This window comes from Wandonia sp., from assembly GCF_984588085.1.
In genome coordinates this window covers 14,436-38,805 of sequence record NZ_CFIGVI010000026.1, presented here as the reverse complement: position 1 = coordinate 38,805, position 24,370 = coordinate 14,436, and the positions used below count along the sequence as shown (strand labels likewise).

Here is a 24,370-nt window from a genome sequence, read left to right as displayed (position 1 = left end):
TCCTGTAGCTGATTTTACGATGGCTCCATCTACCGTTTGTGAAAATGATGATATAAGTTTTACTGATAACTCTACGGTTAGTAGTGGGAATATAGAATTCTGGCAATGGGATTTTGGAGATGGGGTCGTCACGCAATCGGCAAATGGACCGATAACGAATGAAACAGATACCGAAGGTACTTATGAAGATCCTGTACATACTTATGGTGCTTCAGGTAATTTAAATGTAACCTTGACAGTTACATCAGATGCAGGTTGTTCTGCTACAGCAACTCATCCTGTAACTGTATCTCCTGCCCCTGTTGTATCAGCAGGACCGGATCAAAACTTGTGTCCCGGTGATCCGTTTACGCCACAAGGACAAGGGGGAGTGTCTTATACCTGGGATCAGGGCTTAACGGATGGAGTGGAAATAGCAGTTGGTACAACAACGATTACATATGCTGTTACAGGTGTAGACGCTATTGGTTGTTTTGCTACGGATTCAGTTACTATTTTTATAGATCAAGTTGAAGTGCCTGATGCAGGACCTGATCAGGTAGTTTGTGATGGCGAAAGTGTTACTTTGTCCGCATCAACAAATCCTGGATACGCCTGGGATAATGGTGTTCAGGATGGTGTTGCTTTTGTGCCTTCCCAAACGACTACTTATACTATTACTTATACGAGTCCTAACGGATGTCAGGCAAGTGATGATGTGTTAGTTACTGTAAATAGTAATCCAGCTGTATGGGCAGGGAATGATATCTCCGTTTGTGAAGGGGAAACAGTTGTTCTTACAGGGAGTGGAGCTGATAGTTATGAATGGGATAATGGTATTATCGATGGAGAATCATTTGTGCCGGACAGATCAGGTACGTACACGGTTATCGGTACGGATCAGAATGGTTGTCAGAATACGGATGATGTTTATTTGAATTGGGTTGCTACCCCTCAGGTAGATTTTATAGCAGACACTCTTGATGGATGTATTCCTATTCATGTTACCTATACAGCAAATACAACAGGAGCTATTGCATCATGTCTATGGAATTTTGGTGATGGATCAACTTCAACTCAATGTGGAGACATTAGCCATACTTATTCTGCTCAGGGATGCTATACCGTTTCATATTCAGTGGCAACAGCGGAAGGGTGTGCGAATGAAATAACAAAAAATGATTACATCTGCTCCTATCCGAATCCAACAGCTGACTTTACTCCAACCCCTAATGTTCTCACGACGTTAGATTGGGAGTCTGAAATGATAAATGAGTCTTCCGGAGCTGTTTCTTATTTATGGGATTTCGGAGATGAATCTCCAACTTCAACTGAAATTTCACCAACGCATGAGTTTCCTACTAATTATGGAGGGGATTATCTGGTAACATTGATTGCTTATTCGGAAGATGGATGTGCGGATACTATAAGTCAATTGGTAGTCGTTAACGAGGTTATTTTATATTACGTGCCCAATACTTTTACTCCTGATAATGATGAGTTTAACGAAGTGTTTAAGCCGGTGTTTTCGCAAGGGTATGATCCCTATAACTATAATCTGTTAATCTTCAATCGTTGGGGAGAAGTACTGTTTGAATCAAATGATGCTGAATTTGGTTGGGATGGAACATATGGAGGGAAAATTGTAGAAGATGGAACGTACGTTTGGAAAATTACCTATAAAGTAAAAGATATCGATAAGCGGCATGTAATCTCAGGACATGTCACATTAATACGTTAACAATCGTTGCTAGGATACTCTTTATCAGAATAAAGAAGAGTAGCTGTATTTTGTTAAAAATAAAAAATAATGAGTGTGAATTTTGTGTAAACCTTAAAGTATCCGTAATTTTAGGGTAACACTTTTTATATAAAGTGTTAATACGAACTATTACTATTACGAGAGAAGATGATGCTACTATCTAATGTTAATGTATTTGGACAATATCGCGTGTTTTCCAAACAAAAAAGAGGCTTTTTACAAGTATTTTTAATTACACTTTCTTTTGTTCTGGTAAATCAAATTGCCTTAGGACAGGGAGCTAGTTGTGCCGAGGCAGAAGGATTTTGCACCGGAAGTACGTATACATTTCCTGCAGGAGTCAATACAGGTGATGCTGAATCGGGAAATAGTTATGGGTGTTTAGGATCTCAACCCAATCCTGCCTGGTATTATCTGGAAATAGGTCAGGGGGGAAATCTTGATATTGAAATGTCGAATTCGGCAAATGTGGACATTGATTTTATATTGTACGGACCCTTTAATGATCTGAATGATGCTATGGGGAATTGTGGCAATATGGGGACAGCAGGTTCGGGAGCCGGTTGGAATGGAATAGTAGACTGTAGCTATTCTGATTCTGAAAATGAAGAAGCGAACATTTCAAATGCTCAACCTGGGGATGTGTACGTATTATTGATTACAAATTATTCCAATCAATCAACAGATATTGTGTTTTCAAATTCACCATCCAGTACAGCTACGACAGATTGTAGCGTTGTTGAGCCATGTGAAATCACTAATTTGTCAGTAACTGTTGGTGCGTGTGATCCATCTACAGGGGAATTTGATCTTTCCGGTACATTTGATGTTGCTGATCCACCGGAAACTGGCAGTTTACTGGCGGAGGATTGTAATGGAAATCAGGTTGTGATCGCCAACGCTCCTTTCTCTCCGGGAAATCATAATTTTACAATACCGGATATTACAGCTGATGGGCAAAATTGTTCGGTAAGGGTTTACTTTTCAGATGATGGAGACTGTGAGCTGTCAGTGAATTATACGAATGCAGCTCCTTGTGCCCCCTTGTGTTCTATAGTGGATTTCACATCGAATATAAACCTACCGAATTGTGCTACAAATTGGTTGGTCGATGGGCAGATTGAATTTGACAATCCTCCCGCACTTGGTGATCTGATTATAGAAGATTGTGATGGAAACCAGGAAATCATTGATAGCTATCCATTTCAATCGGGACAAATTCCTTATAGTTTTACGGGGCCTCCGGCAGCTGTGACTGATAGATCCTGCAGTTTTCGACTGTTCTTTTCCGGGGAACCAAATTGCGAATTTACGGTTCCTGTTACGTTACTAGGAGGTTTAATTGAGTATGCGAATATTAGCTATAATGATCCTGTGTATTGTCAGTCGGGATCAGTTAATCCGGTTCCTTCTTTGACAGGTACACCCGGGGGAATGTATTCTTCGGGAGCCGGTTTAATGATTGATAATACTACGGGAGAGATTGATTTAGCGATGTCTCAACCCGGAGTTTATACGGTTACTTATCAAACTCCGGACCCAAATTGTTTTGCAACGGCAACAACACAAGTTACTATTGGTACAATTCCTACTGTTAACGCAGGAGCTGATATAACAATATGTGGTGGGGAATCCGTAGTGTTGACTGGGGCAGGGGCTGATACATATACCTGGGATAACGCAGTGTCTGATGGAGTACCTTTCTATCCTGCTAATTCAGGGACTTATACTGTAACCGGTACTACAACGGAAGGTTGTTCAGCAACTGATGATATGGATATAACAGTCGTACAAATGCCTACACCGGGTTTTGTTGCGAACCTAATGTATGGATGTATCCCGTTAGAAGTGAGTTTTACTGATACAACACAAGGTTCATACCAATCTTGTTTCTGGGATTTTGGAAACGGAAGTACTTCTTCTGTTTGTGGTAGTGCCTCTACTACATATGATGCCTCTGGGTGTTTTGATGTTAGTCTTACACTGACAACAGCAGAAGGTTGTTCGGGTACTACCAGAACTAGTTCGTATATCTGTGTTGAGGCAGATCCTGTAGCTGATTTTTCATCATATCCTACCGAAATAACAACTTCGGATCCATTTATAACATTGACAAATCAATCTTCCGGAGCGACATCGTATGAATGGAACTTTGGCGATGGATCTCCTCTTTCAGGAGAATTTTCACCATCACACACCTATTCGGGATACCCGGAGTCCTATACGATAACATTGACGGCTTATACAGATGCAGGATGTGTAGACTCTGTTAACCAGTTGATCGTTGTAGGTACAGATTTAATTTTTTACGTACCTAACTCGTTTACTCCGGATCAGGATGAGCACAACCCGGTATTTCAACCGGTGTTTACCTCAGGTTTTGATCCGTATAATTATAAGATGTTGATCTTTAACAGATGGGGAGAGATACTCTTTGAATCCAATAATGCGGAAGTTGGGTGGGATGGAACCTATGGAGGAAATATCGTTCAGGATGGGACTTATCTTTGGAAGATTACTTATAAAATAGATGGAGTAGATAAACATCAGGAAGTAATGGGACATGTCATATTGATCCGTTAATACCGAAGGCATTAATATTTTGAAAAGGAGTAATGTAGGTTACTCCTTTTTTTTATCTTTGACGCGATTTATGGTTCTCGTTTAATCGGGATAAAAAGGGAATCCGGTGAAATTCCGGAACTGTTCCTGCAGCTGTAAGTCTCAAAAGAGGTTAGCTTGAATTACCACTGTCTCTCTCCCTGAGGGATGGGAAGGTGAGTTAAACCGGAGACAAGTCAGAATACCTGCCATGGGTCATTAAGTTTTCGCTTTCAGGATAAAAGCTGAAAATTTGGAAACGGATAGTGCGCATATCCGGTATTCAAGTTTTTGTTTTCCCTGTGAGCATATGTTGAATTGAATGTGATAAAAAAGAGGAATCACAGACTAAAATTTATGCTTATGAAAAAATTAGTACTTTCTGTAATGGCTTTGTCTGCCGGTATTCTTTACGGTCAACAAACAGTTGATTTTGAAGAGTTGACTTTTGAATCGGGTCAGAATTTCTGGAATGGATCAGATGGTTCGGGAATGTTTCAAAGTCAGCAATTGACCTTTTCAAATTCGTATACACCTGATTGGTCATCATGGTCAGGGTTTGCATATTCAAAAGATACAGATATCACAACAGCGGGTTACCTTAATCAATATAGTGCTTTTACAGGATCCGGAGATGCGTCTGTAAATTATGCTGTGTGGTATAGTGATGGTGTTATTACATTTGATGAACCTTCAGAAGTTTCAACTATTTCTGTAACCAATACGACGTACACTGCTCTGGCAATGCGGGATGGATATGGAGTTGCAAAACAATTTGGTTCTCCTACAAATGTCGATGGAGATGCGGATGGAACAAACGGTGAAGATTGGTTACGCCTGATCGTATATGGATGGAATACTGCTAATGAGATGACGGATTCCGTAATCTTTTACTTGGCTGATTACCGTTTTGAGAATGACGCAGAGGATTATATTGTTGATACATGGGAACAAATAGATTTGTCTTCTTTGGGAATAGTCTCTAAGCTAACATTTAAAATGCAATCGACGGATGTTGGAGAATATGGAATGAATACTCCGGCATATTTTGCTTTGGATAACATCGAGTATGAGGTAGTTAATTCTGCAAATATATCAGGAAATGAAATAGCTGAATTATCTATCTTCCCAAATCCGGCTACAACATCTTTTACAGTAGTAACAGAGTCTGAAGTTCCTTCAGGAGCGCAGTTACTTACTTTATCAGGACAAGTAATTTATAAGTTTGAAACTGTTGTGTCCGGAATGAAAGTAGATGTTTCGGGGTTAGACTCCGGAATCTATGTATTCCAAATGGATAACACAGTTAAAAGAATCGTAGTACAGTAGTCCTTTTGTAATATGATTGATATCCCCAAAGTGGTTAATATTGTGAAGCAAATGAATAGTTCTTCTAGTTATCTGCTTTGGGGATATTTTATTTTTACCCTATTGTTCTCATCGGAATCTTTGTTTGCTCAACCTGATACCTTGAATGGAAAAGTATTTCATGAGGTAGAAATTTTGCATAAAGATTCGATACTAACCGTTCCTCAACTACAATCGACAGTCTCCGGAGCTTTGGTGACACGTGAAGAAATTGAACGCAAAAAACCGGATGATCTCGGTGAGATAACACGGGCTTTTCCCGGAGTATTTTTACGTTCCTATGGTGGAGTGGGAGGATTAAAGACTATGAATGCAAGAGGGTTGGGGTCACAGCATTTCCTTGTCCTTACAAATGGAATGCCGGCTATGTTCCACCAGAATGGGAGCACAAATCTTGGTAATATTCAGGCTGATTTTATAGAAGCAGTTAAGTTTTCTATGGGGGGAATAGACGAATGGGGAATCCCTGTACTGGCTAAAACCCATAGTGGTATCATGCAGGTGTTTACAACAGATTATATGTTTATCCCGAATCGAAGTAAGGTAGAAGTAAGTGGACTGTATGGTTCTTTTAACAGGCATAAGTGGTCCGTAAATACCAGTTTTTCAGGAAAGAAATATTTTGTGTCTGCTAACGGATATGGAATGTTCGTTGGCGGAAATTATCCGTTTTCCTACGAGAACGGACTGACAACAATAGAAGATACCCGGAATAATAACTCAATTCAGGAAGGACAGATTCGCCTGGGAGGAGGTATTGCGTTTAAACCGGGACAGTTGCTTCAGGCAGGAGTTCAGTATTACAGAAGTGATAAGGTATTACCTGGAGCAATTGTATTTTATCAGCCGGAGAATTTTCAGACTTTACTTACCTCTAATCTAGCAGGGAATATAAAATACCAGCTGATTCGAAAACGTATAAAGTCGCAGAATTATGTCAATTATGGACTACAATCTACGGATTACAGGAATCCGTTTGCACTGGGCGGAGAATCAAGAGAAAGGTATGAGGAAAAAACATTGGATGTAAGTCACAGTGCAGGTCTTGATTTAAGTAAAAATAGTTCGGTTAATTGGGGGGTACAGTATATCTATGGAGCACTGGATGGAAATACAGATGCGGTAAAACAACCCCGCCGTCATCGAAGCCTGATCTCAGCCGGGATGAGATGGAAACCCGGAAAATGGGTATTTAGAGTAGACCTTCCTATTCAGGTATTGACCGAAAGAAATCATATTGATAGTAATTGGCGTAATACACCTGTTTTTACACCTTCTTTAGGGGTAAACTATCGAATGGTTGTAAAGAAGAGTATTCTGGCTTACCGGTTATCTTTGGGACAATCGGCACGTGTTGCGAATTTTAATGAGCTGTTTTTCGGCCAAATAGGAAATACAAACCTCAGACCTGAAAAAAGTAGAATGTTTAATTTAGGAATGAGTTGGCAGTCAGGAATAAACAGAGGGTTCTCTGCAGAAATCGTTGCGGATGGTTTTATAGGACAAATCTCGGATAAGATTGTTACCATTCCAACGCAAAATTTATTTGTATGGTCTGTTCGGAACATTGGTCAGGTAATTAGTTACGGATTTGATGCGTCAATATCTGTTAGTAAAAGAAGCCGGAATGATCGTTTCGGAGCACAATTGATTCAGAAAACATCACTGAACGTATCCCGTGATATTACAGATAAAAATACAGCGACATACGGTCATCAAATTCCTTATACACCGTATTGGAATTATTCAGGAGAACTGGTGGCAGACTGGAAGTTTCTTCAGTTATCTTATGAAGTCGGGTATTATGATTTCCGTTTTGTTTTAGGAGAGAATATTGCTGCCAATGTTTTAGATGAATACTGGTTACATAGTATTCGTTTATCAGGAGAGATTAAGATGAAAAGAGTCCGACTTCGGATTTATGGTAAAGTGAATAACCTGTTTGATAGACAATACCAGGTTATGAGAAGTTTTCCTATGCCGGGAAGAAATTATGAAATAGGACTTAAAATGGGGTGGAATGGAAAGTCATAGAATATTTCGTGGAGGATTGATAGGCATACTAGTCCTTTTGTTAGTAATTTCCTGTAAAAAACCAACGGATACACCTTCTGATATCCCGGAATCACTGGAAAATGGACTCCTTACAATAAATGAAGGACTATTTCAACAAAACAACTCGACACTTACCTGGTATGACCTATATAGTAAAAAAGTCTATCACAATGTATTTGAACAGAAAACAGGAATGGGGCTTGGTGATACAGGGAATGATCTGGCACTTTACGGGAATAAAATCTATGTAGTAGTTAATAACTCACATACCTTACATGTTTTGAATAAAAGCAGCGGGGAATTAATTGCACGATTGACATTGAGCAATAATAACTCGGGTAGCTCCCCCCGTCACATAACTTTTTATCAGGATCATGCTTATATTTCGGCATTTGACGGATCAATTTTCAAAATTGATACGACTACAATTTCTATTCAACAGGTTGCTCAGGCGGGAACAAACCCGGATGCCGTTCATTGTTCGGGAGATCGTTTGATTGTTGCAAATTCTGGGGGGCTGACATCAACCGGGGATAGTACGATTAGTGTATTTCAATTACCCGAACTGAATGAAGTAGCCAGAGTTAAAGTAGGTCGGAACCCGGGAAGTATTACAGAGGATCATAGCGGAAATTTGTTTGTTATGACGAGAGGTGATTATGCTATGATACCAGCACGTCTTGTCCGACTTAATTTACAAACGCTTGAAGTCGAAGCAGAGGTTGAACTGGGTACGGGAGCAGCAATGACATTTGCTGCCGGAAAGCTGTACCTGGCACAATATAACAGCTCTCTGGGTACGTCAAAGCTCATGGTTATACATCCCCAGACGCTGGCTGTAGAACAGGATGATATTATAGAAAACTTGTCGATTCAGACACTCTATGGTATTCGTTATATGCAGATTGCTGGGCAGGGTGTCTTGGTACTAAATGATGCCAAACAATACATTCACCAAGGGAAGGTCGTTATAATTGATTTAGAAGGGAATTTGCTGTTTGAATACACAAGTGGCTTAAACCCGAATAAAACCATATATATTCCACAACAATAAATTAAACAAATGAAACAAGTAATTACAGGAATTTTTCTTTTTTCTCTTTCTTCAATTTCGGCGCAGTATGCACCGCCAGCCGGACAGGTCGGTACGACAGCTATACATAAAGATTCATCAGTAATTATTGCCTGGGCTACAGGTGCTGAGATAGAGCGGGGATTAATCAATATAGCAGATCCTTCGGTAGAATATGAGGGGAATAGCTATGCTTCGTTTGGGACTGCGGAAGAGGCTCTGGGTGCTGCAGAAGGTAACTCATCCAATATTGTCTCATTAGGGGATGGAGGAACTGCGACGTTAACATTTGAGAACCCGATTCGTAATGGGGAAGGTCATGATTTCTGCATCTTTGAAAACTCATTCTCTGAAACTTTCTTAGAGCTGGCTTTTGTAGAGGTTAGTTCGGACGGAGAGCGTTTTGTTCGCTTCCCGGCTGTATCACTTACACAAACAGACACACAAGTGGGTGGGTTTGGAAGTACAGATGCTACAAAAATACATAATCTGGCAGGTAAATATAAGCAAGGGTATGGTACGCCATTTGATTTAAATGATCTGATAGACTCTACAGGAATTGATCTTGAGAATATTACTCACGTCCGTATTGTTGATGTTGTTGGAGCTATAGACCCTCAATATGCCACGTATGACAGTCATGGGAATCCCGTAAATGATCCTTTTCCGACACCGTTTAACTCGGGAGGTTTTGATTTGGATGCAGTAGGGGTTATTCATGAGTCATTGGGAGCAGGAATGGAAGAAGAGACTACTGTTGTTATTGCAGTTTATCCAAATCCGGTTACTGAAAAGGTCGTTGTAACCTGGGAGAATAATACTTCTGTAACGATGATTCGATTAGTAGATTTGAGTGGAAAAGTAATGGTTGAGGAAACAGTTTCTTCAGCTAATGTATTTTCTACAACCATAGATGGAGAAGCAGGTTTGTACTTGCTAGAAGTAGAAGGAGTAGATTTTCGAAAAATAGTTAAGTTAATTAAGCAGTAATAAAACGTAGATAGGAAAAATAGGAGTATGATGAGGACAGGTAGCATATTGTTTTTTTTGATTTCGGGACTTTTTTTCGCTTGTATTCGGCACAACAATGAAGAACGTGTCACTGATAAGGGAACCGGAATTGAGCTTCCTGAAATTCATCATGCAAAAGGATTTCGCTTTGAAGAAACAGATAGTACAGTGTTGTTTCATATTCTATATCCGGTTGATGGTAAAATTGCCGATTCCGGTTATTTGAAACATTCTGATCAAACCTTACCTGTCTATACATTTGAGCGCGCGGCTATTCAGTCAACAACTTACTTTGCTTTTTTTGAAAGATTAGGAAAGGTGAAAGAATTATCAGGTATTTGTGGAAAGAAATACCTGAGCCATAAACAAAAAAATAAAGCAGAACATCTCGAGGAAATTTGCTCAGATAATGGGTTTAATATGGAGAGGATAGCGGGGTTAGGTCCGGATGTTCTGTTTTTATATCCTTTTGAACAAAAAGACGTGGAACGGTTCCATCGACTGGGGATAAAAACGGTATTAATAACCGAGTACCTTGAGTCTACACCGTTGGCAAGAGCAGAATGGCTGAAGTTTTTTGGGGTTTTGACCGGAAGTGAAAAAGCAGAAACTATTTTTGAAGAGATTGAAACTGATTATCTGGAAAATCAGCAAAATGAAATAACAGCTTCTGTTGCATTAAACCTTCCCTTTGGTGAACATTGGAATATGCCGTCGGGAAATTCAATTACTGCTAACCTGATGAAAGATGCAGGACTTGAGTATGTTTTTTCGGACAGAAAGGAGGACGGAAATGTAGTTCTTTCAATGGAGGAAGGATATTCTGTTTTGGCGGAAGCGGAATATTGGGTGATTATCAGTGAAAGGGAACCCGGGTATACAATGGAAAAATTACTGGAAGAAAATAAAGTGTATGCTTCGTTTCGTTCTGTCCGGGAAGATAAAGTGATTTTCTGCAATACAGCGGAGAATGACTACTTTTCGAAGGGAGTCATAGAGCCACATGTCATGTTGGAGGATTTGTTAGTGTGTCTGGGTAAAAAGGAAGCAACGCATGAAAACACCTATTTTCATATTCTGAAATAGAAGTTGTTTTAGATCCGTTTTCCCAACTCAATCACTTCAAAATTCTCTATTTTATCACCATCGATAGTAAATCGGATTAAGGTTCGGACAGAATGAAATCCTTTTATTCCACAAGCTCCCGGATTTATCCACAAAAGATTAGAGTAGTTGTCATATTGAACGAGGAGAATATGTGAATGACCACAAACGACTACGTCAGGACGTTCTGTTTGTAGTTTTTCGTAAAGAGGTTTTGAATACTTGCCGGGTTTTCCGGCGATATGAGTAATCAGGATTTTTTTATTCTCACAATTGAAAATTGAAAATTCTGGAGCTTCTGACCGGATAACATGATTGTCGATATTTCCAAATACAGCGCGTGTCGGTTTAAAGGCTCTTAACTCATCTAACACGTTGATATCTCCGATGTCACCTGCATGCCAGATTTCATCAACATCCTTGAAGTGTGTGAAAATTTTGGGGTCAAGGTAGCTATGCGTATCCGATAAAACACCGATTCGTTTCATTGTGTACTTTCCAGTGTATGTTGTTTATTCTTAGATATATTCTCTACGTTCCAGTTTATTCTTTTTACAAACGGAGCTTGTCGCACAGGGCAGTCTTCTATAGCACAAAGAGGACATGAATGTGCTTTGCAGGGGTCGACATGAACAAAAAGCTCTACCGATTCACCAAATTTTGTCCGTGTACTATCTTCCAGTTCGTCGACAAGGTCATGCCCTCTTTCTACATCGTAATAATAAGGAACAGTAAGATGGCAATCTACATGAAGTACTGAGCCATATTTTATAATACGGAGATTATGAATATCAATCCAGTCTGTCTTACGGTTAGAGCAAATATGATCAACAATTTCCTGCAACAATTCACGGTCTGCTTCATCCATCATTCCTGCCAGTGATTTTCGAATAATTTTATATCCTGTTCTTCCAATTATAAAGGCAATAACTAAAGAAATAAGTGGGTCAATCCAAAGCCATCCCAGTAAACGGATAGCTATTAAAGCACCTACAATTCCAATGGTGGAATAGGTGTCAACGATGAGGTGTTTTCCGCCTGCGATTAAAGCTATGGATCGTGTTTTTTCTCCCTTTTTAATACTCATATAACCGGCAATGAAATTCACCAGACCTGACAAAACAATTAAGGCTAAACCGGTATCTATATGTTGTATTTCTGTTGGTTCAAAGAGATTGTAAATAGCTTTCCCTCCAATCAGTAATGCAGCAATGGAAATAAGCGTTCCTTCGATAGCTGATGAAATAAATTCTGCCTTTCCATGTCCATAGGGATGATTGGCATCACGGGGAAGAGAAGTCAGGTAAAGCGTATACAACGTGATAATGGCTGCAATTACATTGACGATACTTTCCAAGGCATCCGAAAAAATAGCAACGGAATCCGTGATCCACCACGCGATTGTCTTAATAATCAATAATGAAATACCGACTATCAGTATGAAAATCTGAAAGTGGAAATTTGAACGCGAGTCACTATTTATAGTCGTTTCTTTCATGTAATCAAAAAGCCAGTCTTGCAAGCGGGGCTACTGATTGATCTGCAAAGTGTCCCTGAAGGTACTCATAATACCCGGCAATTCCAATCATAGCGGCATTGTCTGTACAGTATTCAAATCTAGGTATATAGGTGTTCCATCCTTTCGTTTTTCCTATACGCTCCAGTTCACTTCTTAACAAACTATTAGCCGAAACACCTCCGGCAATGGCCACCTCCTTTATACCAAGCTCCGTGGCTGCTTTCGTAAGTTTGTCAAATAGAATTTCGACAATGGTATGTTGAACAGAAGCACAAATATCATGGAGAGCCTCTGTTCGGATATTCGGGTGTTCCTTTTCCAGCTTTTGAATCGTATATAGAATGCTTGTTTTTAAACCACTGAAACTAAAATTATAACCATCAATGCGTGGTTTGGAAAACGTGAATGCTTTGGGGTTTCCCATTTGCGCATATTTGTCAATCAACGGGCCACCCGGATAGGGTAAGTTGAGAATCTTAGCTGTTTTGTCAAAGGCTTCTCCTGCCGCATCATCAATTGTTTCACCAATGATCTTCATCTCAGTTGGAGAAGTTACGTGAACAATTTGTGTATGTCCTCCCGATACTGTCAGGCATAAAAAAGGAAATGCAGGAGAAGGAGTCCCGTCTTCAATAAAATGAGCCAGAACATGTCCATGCATGTGATTGACTTCAACCAGTGGGATTTGTAATCCTAAAGCCATCGACTTGGCAAAAGAGGTTCCGACAAGTAGCGACCCCAGAAGTCCCGGTCCTCTGGTAAATGCAATCGCATGAATCTCATCCGGAGAAATCCCTGCTTTTTTCAATGCCGTATCAACTACCGGGACAATGTTCTGTTGATGAGCGCGGGATGCCAATTCGGGAACAACACCTCCATATTGTTCATGAACCGATTGTCCGGCTACAATATTTGATAAAATGGTCTTATTTTTGATTACAGCTGCAGAGGTATCATCACAAGATGATTCAATTGCCAGAATAATTACACTTTTTTCGCTCAACTTTTGATTAACTTTGGTGTGTGATGACAAAATTAATGAAAATAACAGGACGCTTTTTGGGAATAGTTTCCGAATGGCTACTAATTTTCATTATACTATTTATGTTCGCAATTCGTTTTCCTGCTTTTCAGACTTACCTTGGGCAGAAAGTGACAGCTTACCTCTCCGGTAAGACCGGGAAAGAATTGCGTATCGAAAAAATAGATATTGTTTGGTACGACAGAGTTTATCTGGATGGAGTGTATGCAGAAGATTCAAAAGGAGATACACTGGCGGATATTCGTTCGATTCGTGTTGACCTCGGTCGGTTAGACTATTCATTCAAAGAAATTAATGTTGAGAGCGTAGTCCTGACAGATGGTATTGTCAAGCTGATCCGGTACGAAGAAAACGAGAAGTTTAATTACCAGTACCTGGTTGACTTTTTTAAATCGGATAAACCGAAAAAAAAGAAGAAGAATTCATTGTTACTGAATGTTGGAGATCTGTTTTTGAAAAACATACACTTTGTTTATGATTTACCCTATAAGCCTTATCTTGAAAAGGGGATGGATTATAGTCACATGGATTTCAGAGATATTAATTTGCATGTACGTAATTTTTCTAATCCGGACGGGCATTTCATAGGAGAGATTGTGCATTTGGCGGTTCGGTCTTCATCCGGATTTGAGTTGACTGACTTTTCAGGATATGCAGATGTGTCTCCGGATAGTTTACATATTGATGAGCTAATGATTCAAACACGTGAAACAAGAGCAAAATTGCCCTATTTTACGCTTCGGACAGGCTCGTTTTCCAATTTTAAAAACTTTGTAGATAGCGTAGATTTTAACGCAAAACTAGAAGGAGCAGTTGTGTCGATGAAAGACGTAGCTTTTTTTGCCCCTGCTCTTTGGGGTATGGATCAGGAGGTATACATTTCAGCTGATGTGACCAAAAAAATCAAAAACCTGAATATAGATCATCTGAATCTGGAGACCGGGCAGGAGACTATTTTGCGTGGAGATATCAAACTACCGGACTTCAGAAGTCTGGAATATGAAATATTTGATGAAGAAATTGAATATTTCCGAACCTCAACTTCAGATATGCGGGCATTTAGATTACCGGACAAAGACGGAGAGCCAAGATACGTGTCGCTGACAGATCAGTTGAAGAGTTTAGGAGAAGTTGAGTTGGAAGACGTTAGATTATTTGGAGCTCTTCAGGATTTTACAGTCTCGTTGGATGAAGGAAGAGCAGACGTTGGGGTAATACAATTACCGTACGGAATTCAGTTTACGTATAATGAAGATGAAGAACTATATTATTTCAATCATTCCGAATACAGCGAGTATGATTTGCGGATTGTTTCTTTTGATTTGGGGAAATTTATAGGAAGGAAAGATTTTGGAAGACTGGAAGGTGATTTTTTCCTTAGTGGAAAGGGACTTTCGGATAAAACGTTTGAATTGTCAGATATTCAGGGAACGATCAGAAAATTTGAATTTTTAGATTACGCATATACAGGAGTAGAGGTAAAGGAAGGCTCATTAAAAAATAATAAATTTGATGGTGTAGTAGAAGTTAAGGATGAGAATCTTGTATTAACGTACGATGGAGCAATCGAGTTCGGAAAACATCAACACATGGACTTTGAAGTAACCGTTGCTAAGGCTGAATTGGATCATTTAAACCTTGTTTCTAAAGATAGTTCTTCTTTTTCAGCAGTTCTTGATGTAGATATTATTGGTTTCGGATTAGATGATTTTGAAGGAGATGTATCTCTGCGGGAAGTAAACTTTAAACAAGGAGGAAAATCATTCGAGATAGACGATTTTGTGGTAAATACAAAAAGAACTCAGGGATCAGATACTTTGCAAATTAACTCTTCTGTCCTGGATGCTTTGGTAATAGGTAAATTACAGTTTTCTGATTTTCTCCAATCATTTAGAAACCAGTTTGCAACTATTTTCCCTTCATTCCTGAATTTACAGAAAAAAGAACAGGTAAGGAAAGTAGAGAATAATTTTGGTTATCAGATTATGATCAAAGAAGCGAGACCTATTTTCGATGTTCTGACTCCGGGCTTTTCACTGTCCGAAAATACGTTTATTAGTGGGAAGTATAACGGAGCGGAAAACTATTTTGATTTGAATTTCTTTGCAGACAGAATCGCTTACAACGAGATGGAAGTGAAAGATGTTACACTGATTCATGACGTAAAAGAAGGGACAATTTATGCCAAGTATGATATTGCAGAGTATAAGTTTAATGATAGTTTGAGTTTCACACACATTGATTTTGAAACCAATGGAACCAACAACCGATTGGATTCGGATTTGTTCTGGGGGGACACAGCTTCTACCAAACACGGTAATATTCAATGGGAAACGACTCTTCCCAGTCCGGATGATATTATTGTTTTGATAGAGTCAGGTGAATTTTACATGAAGAACCAATTATGGCGATTTGAGGATTCAGCCTATATCCATTATGCTCCGTATAACATCATTGTAGATAATCTGACGTTGGAACATGACTTTCAATACGTTTCGTTTGGGGGCTGTATTTCTGATAATCCTGAGGACAAGCTTGATTTTTTCATAAATGATTTTCAGTTATCAGATATCAATGCACTTTTTGAAGGAAAGATAAATATGGAAGGACTACTTAATGGTAGGGGGTATGTGAATGACGTATTCAATACTGTTGGAGTTTTCGGAGAACTGGGAATCGATGATTTAGTTCTGGATAATAACGAGGTGGGCGATATCAACCTGAATTCCAATTACGATAATGAACAAAAGCGATTTGATCTTTCGGGTACACTGTTTTATAAAGATTTACAGTCTGTCGGTTTTGACGGAGAGTATTACATTGCCAGAAAAGACAGTAGTTTGCGGGCAGACCTTGTGTTCAATGAAACGGATATTTCGTTTGTAAATGCATTCTTTGATCCGAAAGTTGTCGATAATATCCGGGGAAAATTGACAGGTAGATTGGCGGTAAAAGGAACAATAGAGGAGCCGGAATTGGATGGGAGAGTGAAATTGAAAGGAGCCGGAGCTAAAGTAGGATTATTAGGGACAGATTATCAGGTACAGGGAGATGTCCTCGCGGATGAATATGGATTTCTTATGCCTGCTCTTCCACTTACAGATGAGGAAGGGAATACAGGAAGTCTTACAGGGTCTATTTTTCACGAGAATTTTAAAGACTGGAACTTTGATGTGTCAATAAACCTGGAGACTGACGGATTGAAAAGAGATCCGTTTGAACCCTGGAAAGAAGTGCCTCTCAAAAAGTTTATGGTTTTGAACACGGCCTATAAAGAAGGGGAACCCTATTACGGGAAAGCTTATGTTACGGGAACAGCAAACATTTTTGGTTACCTGAATAACCTGGAAGTCGCAGTAAACGCCAGAACTGAACGTGGTACATGGATTAATTTCCCGATGTATGGACGGGGAGATATACAGGAAGATGGTTTTATAACTTTTGTCAAGAAAGGAGACTCCTTAGACATGGATATCAAAGACCAGATTGACTTTACAGGGGTATCGCTGGACTTGAACTTTGATGTACAGGATAATGCACAGGTGAAAATTATTTTCAATGAAAATCTGGGAGATGAGATAACAGCAACAGGTTCAGGTCCCATGAGTATTCGGCTGGATGAGTATAACGAGCTTTCCATAGAAGGGACGTACAGAGTAAAGAGTGGAGAATACAACTTTGCAATGGGGCCGATTAAGAAAAATTTCTTTATAGAAGAGGGAGGAACAGTTCAATGGACAGGAGATCCTTATGATGCCAATTTGAACTTGCGAACCTATTATCTGGTCAACGCGAATATCTCAGAGGTGGTTAATGATATGATGGATGTGGAGAGAACCGGAGTGAAGGATGAAATCTATTGTTACCTCGATTTGAAAGAATCGCTTGAAAAGCCACTGATTACTTTTGATATTGCAGCACCAAAGGCACCGGAATACGGAAAAGCCACTATTAACCGAATCAGAGGAGACGAAGATGAATTGAACAGACAGTTTTTCTCATTATTATTGTTCCGAAAATTCCAACCGATCAAGGGGCAGAATACGACCGCTAATAATGCTGCTTTGGAGATTGTATCAAATCAAATTAACTCGATCCTGGATCAGGTTTCGCAGGATTATAAGTTGCGGGTGAAAATGGATGCGGACCAGTTTACGCAGGAAAGTACCTATGAATTTGGAGTTTCCAAAGGCTTTTTGGATGACCGGTTGATTATTACAGGAAGTTTTGGTGTGAACCAGGTACGTGCCGGACAGGAAGAAGGTGCAGCTAATAACTTTATCGGGGATGTGAATTTGGAATACAAACTGAATACATCCGGAACATTCAGGGTAAATGTTTTCAATGAATCCAATCAGTACAGTGTTATTCAGAACAAAAACCTCGGGTTATTCACCCAGGGGGTTGGTTTGCATTACCAGGAATCATTCCGTAATATTGAAGATTTTAAATTAATACAGTACGGATTAGATATTTTCAGACCGATAGATAAACGTAGATTTTTAGGACAGAAGAAAAACCAGGAAGTGCCGATTCCGGCGGAATATCTTAATAAAGAAAAAGGAAAACAGGAAGATGAAGAAGATACTGATAGCAAATAGAGGAGAAATAGCAAGAAGAATAATTCGTACATGTAAACGACTCCAGATTCAGTCTGTAGCAGTTTATTCCGAAGCGGATAGTGACGCTCCGTTTGTTTTTGAAGCAGATGAAGCGTATTGTGTCGGACCGGCACCCTCTTCTGAAAGTTATTTGAATCAGGAAAAATTGCTGGAAATAATCAGGGAAACAGGTTGTGACGGTGTGCATCCAGGATATGGTTTCTTGTCAGAGAATGCAGATTTTGCTGAACGTATAACTCAAATAGGTGTAAAGTTTATCGGCCCCTCGCCCGACGCAATTCGCTTGATGGGGAGTAAGCTGGAAGCGAAAGCAACGGTTATGAATTATAATGTTCCGTTGGTGCCGGGTACAGAATATGCTATTTCAGATCCCGAAGAAGGACGTAAAATTGCAGATGGGATTGGGTATCCGGTATTGATAAAAGCTTCAGCCGGAGGTGGCGGAAAGGGAATGCGTCTGGTAGATGCTTCTGAAGAGTTTGTCGAGAAAATGGCGCTTGCACAATCCGAAGCCCGTTCTTCTTTTGGCGATGATGCTGTTTTTATTGAAAAATTTGTTACCTCTCCAAGGCACATCGAAATTCAGGTTTTTGCAGACCAACATGGAAATGTTGTACATCTGTTCGAAAGAGAGTGTAGTATCCAGAGAAGACACCAAAAAGTAGTTGAGGAAGCGCCTAGTTCCGTACTCACTGAAGAATTACGACAGCAAATGGGACAGGCAGCATGTGACGTTGCTCGCGCCTGTAACTATGAAGGTGCCGGAACCGTTGAATTTCTTCTGGATGCCAATAGGGAGTTTTATTTTCTGGAGATGAATACGCGTTTGCAGGTTGAGCACCCTGTAACAGAAATGATAACAGGGCAAGACCTTGTTGAGTGGCAGATTCGTGTGGCAGATGGAAAGGAGTTGCCGCTACGTCAGGATGAATTACAAATTAATGGGCATTCTATTGAGCTTCGACTCTATGCAGAAGATGCAGCTAATAACTTTCTCCCTAATATAGGTCATTTGAGACGTTACCGACCACCAGTTGGAGACAATATACGTTATGACCATGGTTTCGCAGAAGGAATGGACATACCTATTTACTATGATCCCATGATTGGTAAGTTATGTGTTTGGGGAGAAACGAGGGGTATAGCCATTGAGAAGATGATCGAAGCAATAGAAGATTTTCAGATCAGTGGAGTGACAACGACATTGAATTTCGGTAAATATGTAATGAAACATCCTGCATTCAGAAGCGGAAATTTTGATACTAATTTTGTAGCTACTTATTTTCAGGATCCATCCGTTTTGAATGAAGCTCAGAAAGAAGAAGAAAATGCACTTTCAGCAGCCGCAGATAAAATCTGGGAACAGTTAAAGGAACAGGCTGATAGTAAAGCAGCAACCGAAAAGTTAATTTAAAATTAATTCAGTATTGTGTTTAAAGTTTGTGGAAAATTGATAGCGCTTTTCTTTGAATTTTAGCAATATTACCGCTACTTTTAGCACGTCAAAAAATAAAATAATGAATTTACACGAATATCAAGGAAAATCAATTCTGAAGAGCTTTGGAGTAGGGATTCAGGAAGGAATTGTTGTAGATAATGCTGCTGAAGCAGTTGCTGCAGCTGAAAAACTGACTGAAGAAACCGGTACTTCATGGTATGTAGTAAAAGCACAGATTCACGCAGGTGGTCGTGGTAAAGGTATTGTTACCGAAACACAATCAAACGGGGTGGTTTTGGCGAAAGGCCTTGAGCACGTAGAGGAAAAAGTAAAAGGCATCCTTGGTGGTCATCTTGTAACAGCGCAGACATCTGCCGAAGGTAAAAAAGTAAACAAAGTATTGATCGCTCAGGATGTTTACTATCCGGGAGAATCAGAGCCGTCAGAAATTTATATGTCGGTGTTGATGAACCGTGAGCGCGGACGTAATATTATCATGTACTCCACTGAAGGAGGAATGGATATTGAGGCTGTTGCTGAAAAAACACCTCATCTTATCTTTACGGAAGAAATCGATCCGCGTGTAGGTCTTCAGGGATTCCAGGCGCGTCGTATTGCTTTCAACCTTGGACTTTCAGGACAAGCGTTTAAAGAAATGACAAAATTTGTTGTCGCTCTTTACAATGCGTATGTGGGTTGTGATGCTTCTATGTTTGAAATTAACCCGGTGTTGAAAACTTCAGATAATAAAATTATCGCGGTTGATGCAAAGGTTACGCTTGATGAAAATTCATTATTCAGACACCCTGATTATGCAGCAATGCGTGATAAAACAGAAGAAGATCAAACAGAAGTTGAAGCTGGAGAAGCCGGACTTAACTATGTGAAGCTTGACGGAAACGTAGGATGTATGGTTAACGGAGCAGGTCTTGCAATGGCAACGATGGATATTATTAAGTATTCAGGAGGTAGCCCGGCAAACTTTCTTGACGTTGGAGGTACAGCTAATGCAGAACGTGTTGAAAAAGCATTCCGTATTATTCTGAAGGATCCGAATGTAAAAGCGATCTTGATCAACATTTTCGGAGGAATTGTTAGATGTGATCGTGTAGCGCAAGGGGTAGTTGATGCCTATAAAAATATGGGATCAATTCCTGTTCCGATCATCGTTCGTCTACAGGGAACAAATGCAGAAGAAGCGAAGAAATTAATAGACGATTCAGGATTGAATGTTCATTCAGCTGTTTTGCTTCAGGAAGCGGCAGACAAAGTGAAAGAAGTTCTGGCATAAGTTTATTTTATGTATTTTTGCAGGGTCGGTTTTACCGGCCCTTTTTTATTGAATTATGATTATTTACAAGACTGAAGAGGAAATCGAACTAATGCGTCAGGCGGCCCAGGTGGTGTCGCGTACATTGGGTATGTTAGCAAAAGAAATTAAGCCCGGAGTAACCCCGAAAAAGCTGGACGAAATGGCCGAAGAGTATATACATTCTCAAGGTGCTATTCCTGGGTTTAAAGGGTTGTATGGTTGCCCTTCAACACTATTGACATCTGTGAATGAAGCTGTGGTTCATGGATTACCTACGGACAGACCTCTTCAGGATGGTGATATTGTTTCCGTTGATTGCGGAGCAAAATTAAATGGGTATTACGGAGACCATGCCTACACATTTGAAGTAGGAGAGGTAAAGCCAGAGGTAAAGATGTTACTTAAAGTAACAAAAGAGTGTCTTTATCTCGGGATTGCCGAAGCGAAAGTTGGAAATCGAATCGAAGATATCGGTTATGCAATTCAACAGCACGCAGAAAAACACGGTTACGGTGTAGTCAGAGAGCTGGTTGGGCACGGAATTGGTAAAACGATGCACGAAGATCCACAGATTCCGAATTATGGAAGACGTGGACGGGGTAAAAAGATCCAGAATGGACTGACTATTGCTATTGAACCGATGATAAATATGGGAACACACCGTGTTAGTCAACTGGATGACAATTGGACGATTGTTACACAGGATGGTCGTCCTTCTGCGCATTTTGAGCATGATGTTGCTGTGGTTGATGGAAAACCAGTAATACTATCTACGTTTGATTATATCTACGAAGCATTGGGGATTTCCTCAGAAGACTAAAATGAATGTCATTTGAGAGTAGGATAATAGTAGCTGTTGCGTTAATGTATGCTGTGTTTGGTGTTACACAGTACCTGACGACAGAAGTTTTTATTGCTCCGTTTCTACTGAATGCAACTCTTCTGTTTTTGATTGCAGATTCGCTGTTTATCAAAAGTTTCTTAAAGAATAAAAAGGTTAATGTTGGACTTCTCTCATTTGCCGTGTATGCAACAACCAATCTGTTTAACGATCAATGGTTTATGGCGTTTTTACTCAACTTCGAAGAGTTGAGTACCTGGTTTGATAGCCGTATATATCATATTGTCCGGCTTGTCGGAGTCTCTTTTCTAGTTCTGTCTTTACTAGTCCAATTGTACCATTTAAGACGATCTAAAGCATGGTTTATTGTATTCTTTTTAGTGAGTACTATTTTTGTGGTCAGTCTGTTTTTGGAGACAGTGCTTGCGCCTGAAATCACCGTGTATTTGGTTGGAGGAGTGGCGCTGCTCATGAACTATTTCTTTTTTGAAGACGAACAGCTTCCCCAACCTTTCTTTACAGTTAATTCTCTTTGGTTTTTATTGAGTTTGCTGAATCTTTTTGAATTACTCTCCACTGGAATTTAACGACCGTATCTCAAGGGTCGATTGTATGGCTCTGTGGTCCGATAAAATTTCTTCCTGAATTTTGAAATCAGTAGCATGAAAGCTGGTGTCATAAAAGATAAAATCGATGCGATTGGCAGGAATTTTCCCTGTGTACGTCGTTCCTATTCCATTTCCGGCAATCAGAAAGGCATCAGTATAACGTCCGTAAAATTTATTGTACGTATAGCTGATAGGTGTGTCATTAAAATCGCCGCATATAATCACAGGGTATGGGGATTGCCTACTGTGCTCAAGTATCACTTCCACCTGTTCAACACGTTTTGTATAGGCTGAGAGTAATCTTCCTACAAGACGTTTACTTCGTTCTGTTTTATCGAGTTTAAGATTGTTTGGTTTTTCGGAGAAAAGGTCGTATTCATCATCCTGTATTTGTATACTGCCTATATGTAGATTGTATACACGGAAAATAACAGAATCTTTTTGAATATCCGTGTAAATACAGTGATTACTCGCTACCGAATTGAGCAGGATGTGCCCCGAATTGATAATTGGATACCTGCTGAAAGTGATGACACCGAAATGAGCTTTCCCGTGAGATCCGGAAGTATAACGACCATGTTTATTGGACAAGCCCGTGCGTTTTCTGATCGTTTGGATCGTATTGTAGTCACCGGGATTTTCCTCATAATAGAACTCCTGAAAACAGAGTACATCTACAGGGTTGTTTTCGAGATAAGTATAAATATCATCACGTGTTTCTGTACCTCGCTCAAGCCAGTTGTATACATCAAATAAACGTACATTATAACTCATGACCTGTAAGGCGTTTGTAGATTCAGAGGAGGAGGTAGATTTACTAAATGTAATGAAGCGTGAATGTAGTGGAAAACCAATGATGATAAATACCAGTGATGTAAATACTAGTTTCCATCTTTTTCTGAGCAACCAATAGAGGAAAAGAATCAGGTTGGCTGAAATGATTAAGGGATAAGCCAACCCAAAGAGTGGTACAAAAGAGAAACTTCGGGGATCAGCATAGGAGCTGGCGTAACTAATAAAAAGTGCAGTTGTGGCGACTATCCACAAGATTAGAACAAGCGTGTCCAACGAAAACAGATTGAACTTTTTTGCACTCATTTATTCCTTACTTTGTTTAAACAGAAATTGTTTTTCTTCTTTGGTCAGGCTTTCGTATCCTTTTTTAGAGATCTTGTCCAAGATGACATCAATACGTTCCTGGTTTGCCTTCTTTTCAGCTAAGAATTCTTCGTCTGTTTTTACTCTTGGGTTTCCCGGTTTGGGATTACTTTTAGATGTATTTTTGTATACTTTCATCCGTGGCTTTCGCTTAAACAGATTTCGGATTTGCATCCATTTGCGGTCTCCCCAGATTTCAATTTTTGAAAGAAAATTAGAAGAAGAATGAACGTTTTGGACTGATAAGTAGCCGAGAAGAGCACCTCCAAGGTGGGCAAGGTGACCTACATTGTCATCTTTTGCCAGATTAATAAAATCAAGGGCCATAAATATGAAGGCAAGTACAATAAGAGATATGGGGAATATGCCGAAGAAAAGCACTTTCGCATTAGGGCGATAAAAGGCCACTGCAATAAAAACAGCCATTACAGCAGCAGAAGCACCAATCATTCCTGTTGATGCCCGAAGCATAAAGAAAGGGATGAATTCGTTGGCTGCAATTTGAACAATGGCTCCCACAATTCCTCCGACAAGGTAGGTGTATAATAAACGTCGCTCTCCCAATAAACTTCTGAACAATTGTCCTCCAAAATAGAGAAAAATCATATTGCCCAGAATATGCAGAAGCCCGATGTGGGCAAACATATAGGTGAATAAAGTCCAGGGTTTGAATAAAAGCGAAGTGAAATCTGGAGGAAGGACAAATAAAAAATCCACTATACGTCCGAATATCCCTGAAGTCATAAAGAGCGTATCCAGCAGAAACAGGAGGTTAATCAACAGAAACAAACCAACGTTGATAAACAAAAGCTGAAGGTGAATACCTCCGTACCTGAACTGATATTTTAAATCGTTTAAAAAATTACCTGTCATTGTTT

General features: G+C 39.7%; 17 protein-coding genes and 1 riboswitch. Of the genes, 12 read left to right on the top strand and 5 right to left on the bottom strand.

What is annotated here, in order from left to right:
- The 7 genes from AC4PL9_RS10535 to AC4PL9_RS10505 form a co-directional block, all read left to right on the top strand.
- Positions 1-1,720, top strand: a 1,720-nt coding sequence (locus tag AC4PL9_RS10535) for a PKD domain-containing protein (protein ID WP_491604714.1), incomplete at its 5' end; no start/stop codon positions are given.
- 168 nt (positions 1,721-1,888) lie between these two features.
- Positions 1,889-4,324: a PKD domain-containing protein gene (locus tag AC4PL9_RS10530; RefSeq protein ID WP_491604713.1), complete on the top strand. Its 2,436-nt coding sequence runs from the start codon at positions 1,889-1,891 to the stop codon at positions 4,322-4,324.
- A gap of 54 nt (positions 4,325-4,378) precedes the next feature.
- Positions 4,379-4,570, top strand: a riboswitch (cobalamin riboswitch).
- 135 nt (positions 4,571-4,705) lie between these two features.
- Entirely contained in the window at positions 4,706-5,671 is a 966-nt protein-coding gene (locus tag AC4PL9_RS10525; protein ID WP_491604712.1) for a DUF4465 domain-containing protein, read from the top strand.
- A gap of 12 nt (positions 5,672-5,683) precedes the next feature.
- Positions 5,684-7,744 carry a TonB-dependent receptor gene (locus AC4PL9_RS10520; RefSeq protein ID WP_491604711.1) on the top strand — a complete coding sequence of 687 codons (2,061 nt, stop codon included), beginning with the start codon at positions 5,684-5,686 and terminating at the stop codon, positions 7,742-7,744.
- On the top strand, positions 7,731-8,819 hold the full coding sequence (locus AC4PL9_RS10515) for a YncE family protein (protein WP_491604710.1): 1,089 nt from the start codon (positions 7,731-7,733) through the stop codon (positions 8,817-8,819). Before AC4PL9_RS10520 ends, AC4PL9_RS10515 begins: the two co-directional genes overlap by 14 nt.
- Positions 8,820-8,828: 9 nt before the next feature.
- Entirely contained in the window at positions 8,829-9,827 is a 999-nt protein-coding gene (locus AC4PL9_RS10510) for a T9SS type A sorting domain-containing protein (protein WP_491604709.1), read from the top strand.
- Between the two features lie 27 nt (positions 9,828-9,854).
- Positions 9,855-10,934, top strand: coding sequence for an ABC transporter substrate-binding protein (locus AC4PL9_RS10505; protein WP_491604708.1), 1,080 nt, complete (start codon positions 9,855-9,857; stop codon positions 10,932-10,934).
- Positions 10,935-10,942: 8 nt separating this feature from the next.
- Here AC4PL9_RS10505 and AC4PL9_RS10500 read toward each other — a convergent pair whose 3' ends face one another.
- The 3 genes from AC4PL9_RS10500 to tsaD are packed head-to-tail and all read right to left on the bottom strand — an operon-like array spanning position 10,943 to position 13,474.
- Positions 10,943-11,440: a metallophosphoesterase family protein gene (locus tag AC4PL9_RS10500; protein ID WP_491604707.1), complete on the bottom strand. Its 498-nt coding sequence runs from the start codon at positions 11,438-11,440 to the stop codon at positions 10,943-10,945.
- The gene (locus tag AC4PL9_RS10495) at positions 11,437-12,474 is read right to left on the bottom strand and encodes a cation diffusion facilitator family transporter (protein ID WP_491604706.1); all 1,038 of its coding nucleotides are present in this window, start codon (positions 12,472-12,474) and stop codon (positions 11,437-11,439) included. Before AC4PL9_RS10495 ends, AC4PL9_RS10500 begins: the two co-directional genes overlap by 4 nt.
- Positions 12,455-13,474 carry a tRNA (adenosine(37)-N6)-threonylcarbamoyltransferase complex transferase subunit TsaD gene (tsaD, locus tag AC4PL9_RS10490; protein ID WP_491604705.1) on the bottom strand — a complete coding sequence of 340 codons (1,020 nt, stop codon included), beginning with the start codon at positions 13,472-13,474 and terminating at the stop codon, positions 12,455-12,457. The genes AC4PL9_RS10495 and tsaD overlap by 20 nt, the downstream gene beginning before the upstream one ends.
- Positions 13,475-13,497: 23 nt before the next feature.
- On the opposite strand from tsaD, the gene AC4PL9_RS10485 reads away from it, so the two are divergent.
- From AC4PL9_RS10485 to AC4PL9_RS10465, 5 genes are all read left to right on the top strand, one after another.
- Positions 13,498-18,114: a translocation/assembly module TamB domain-containing protein gene (locus tag AC4PL9_RS10485; RefSeq protein ID WP_491604704.1), complete on the top strand. Its 4,617-nt coding sequence runs from the start codon at positions 13,498-13,500 to the stop codon at positions 18,112-18,114.
- The gene (locus tag AC4PL9_RS10480) at positions 18,089-19,549 is read left to right on the top strand and encodes an acetyl-CoA carboxylase biotin carboxylase subunit (RefSeq protein WP_491604703.1); all 1,461 of its coding nucleotides are present in this window, start codon (positions 18,089-18,091) and stop codon (positions 19,547-19,549) included. Before AC4PL9_RS10485 ends, AC4PL9_RS10480 begins: the two co-directional genes overlap by 26 nt.
- Positions 19,550-19,652: 103 nt before the next feature.
- Complete coding sequence (gene sucC / locus AC4PL9_RS10475; protein ID WP_491604702.1) at positions 19,653-20,864, top strand: ADP-forming succinate--CoA ligase subunit beta; 1,212 nt, start codon at positions 19,653-19,655, stop codon at positions 20,862-20,864.
- A gap of 55 nt (positions 20,865-20,919) precedes the next feature.
- Complete coding sequence (map, locus tag AC4PL9_RS10470; protein WP_491604701.1) at positions 20,920-21,705, top strand: type I methionyl aminopeptidase; 786 nt, start codon at positions 20,920-20,922, stop codon at positions 21,703-21,705.
- A gap of 5 nt (positions 21,706-21,710) precedes the next feature.
- Positions 21,711-22,313 (top strand): hypothetical protein, encoded by a 603-nt coding sequence (locus AC4PL9_RS10465; protein ID WP_491604700.1) that lies wholly within the window; start codon positions 21,711-21,713, stop codon positions 22,311-22,313.
- Here the strand turns inward: AC4PL9_RS10465 and AC4PL9_RS10460 are convergent.
- Both AC4PL9_RS10460 and AC4PL9_RS10455 read right to left on the bottom strand, forming a co-directional pair.
- Complete coding sequence (locus AC4PL9_RS10460) at positions 22,293-23,432, bottom strand: endonuclease/exonuclease/phosphatase family protein (protein WP_491604699.1); 1,140 nt, start codon at positions 23,430-23,432, stop codon at positions 22,293-22,295. The two genes, AC4PL9_RS10465 and AC4PL9_RS10460, sit on opposite strands and share 21 nt — an antisense overlap.
- On the bottom strand, positions 23,433-24,365 hold the full coding sequence (locus AC4PL9_RS10455; protein WP_491604698.1) for a rhomboid family intramembrane serine protease: 933 nt from the start codon (positions 24,363-24,365) through the stop codon (positions 23,433-23,435).
- Positions 24,366-24,370 lie beyond the last annotated feature (5 nt).

What these genes read in the sequence shown, in the direction of transcription:
- AC4PL9_RS10530 (WP_491604713.1), top strand. Translation starts at nt 1,889, where the DNA reads ATGATGCTACTATCTAATGTTAATGTATTTGGACAATATCGCGTGTTT.
- AC4PL9_RS10525 (WP_491604712.1), top strand. Translation starts at nt 4,706, where the DNA reads ATGAAAAAATTAGTACTTTCTGTAATGGCTTTGTCTGCCGGTATTCTT.
- AC4PL9_RS10520 (WP_491604711.1), top strand. Translation starts at nt 5,684, where the DNA reads ATGATTGATATCCCCAAAGTGGTTAATATTGTGAAGCAAATGAATAGT.
- AC4PL9_RS10515 (WP_491604710.1), top strand. Translation starts at nt 7,731, where the DNA reads ATGGAAAGTCATAGAATATTTCGTGGAGGATTGATAGGCATACTAGTC.
- AC4PL9_RS10510 (WP_491604709.1), top strand. Translation starts at nt 8,829, where the DNA reads ATGAAACAAGTAATTACAGGAATTTTTCTTTTTTCTCTTTCTTCAATT.
- AC4PL9_RS10505 (WP_491604708.1), top strand. Translation starts at nt 9,855, where the DNA reads ATGATGAGGACAGGTAGCATATTGTTTTTTTTGATTTCGGGACTTTTT.
- AC4PL9_RS10500 (WP_491604707.1), bottom strand. Translation starts at nt 11,440, where the DNA reads ATGAAACGAATCGGTGTTTTATCGGATACGCATAGCTACCTTGACCCC.
- AC4PL9_RS10485 (WP_491604704.1), top strand. Translation starts at nt 13,498, where the DNA reads ATGACAAAATTAATGAAAATAACAGGACGCTTTTTGGGAATAGTTTCC.
- AC4PL9_RS10480 (WP_491604703.1), top strand. Translation starts at nt 18,089, where the DNA reads ATGAAGAAGATACTGATAGCAAATAGAGGAGAAATAGCAAGAAGAATA.
- sucC (WP_491604702.1), top strand. Translation starts at nt 19,653, where the DNA reads ATGAATTTACACGAATATCAAGGAAAATCAATTCTGAAGAGCTTTGGA.
- map (WP_491604701.1), top strand. Translation starts at nt 20,920, where the DNA reads ATGATTATTTACAAGACTGAAGAGGAAATCGAACTAATGCGTCAGGCG.
- AC4PL9_RS10465 (WP_491604700.1), top strand. Translation starts at nt 21,711, where the DNA reads ATGTCATTTGAGAGTAGGATAATAGTAGCTGTTGCGTTAATGTATGCT.
- AC4PL9_RS10460 (WP_491604699.1), bottom strand. Translation starts at nt 23,432, where the DNA reads ATGAGTGCAAAAAAGTTCAATCTGTTTTCGTTGGACACGCTTGTTCTA.
- AC4PL9_RS10455 (WP_491604698.1), bottom strand. Translation starts at nt 24,365, where the DNA reads ATGACAGGTAATTTTTTAAACGATTTAAAATATCAGTTCAGGTACGGA.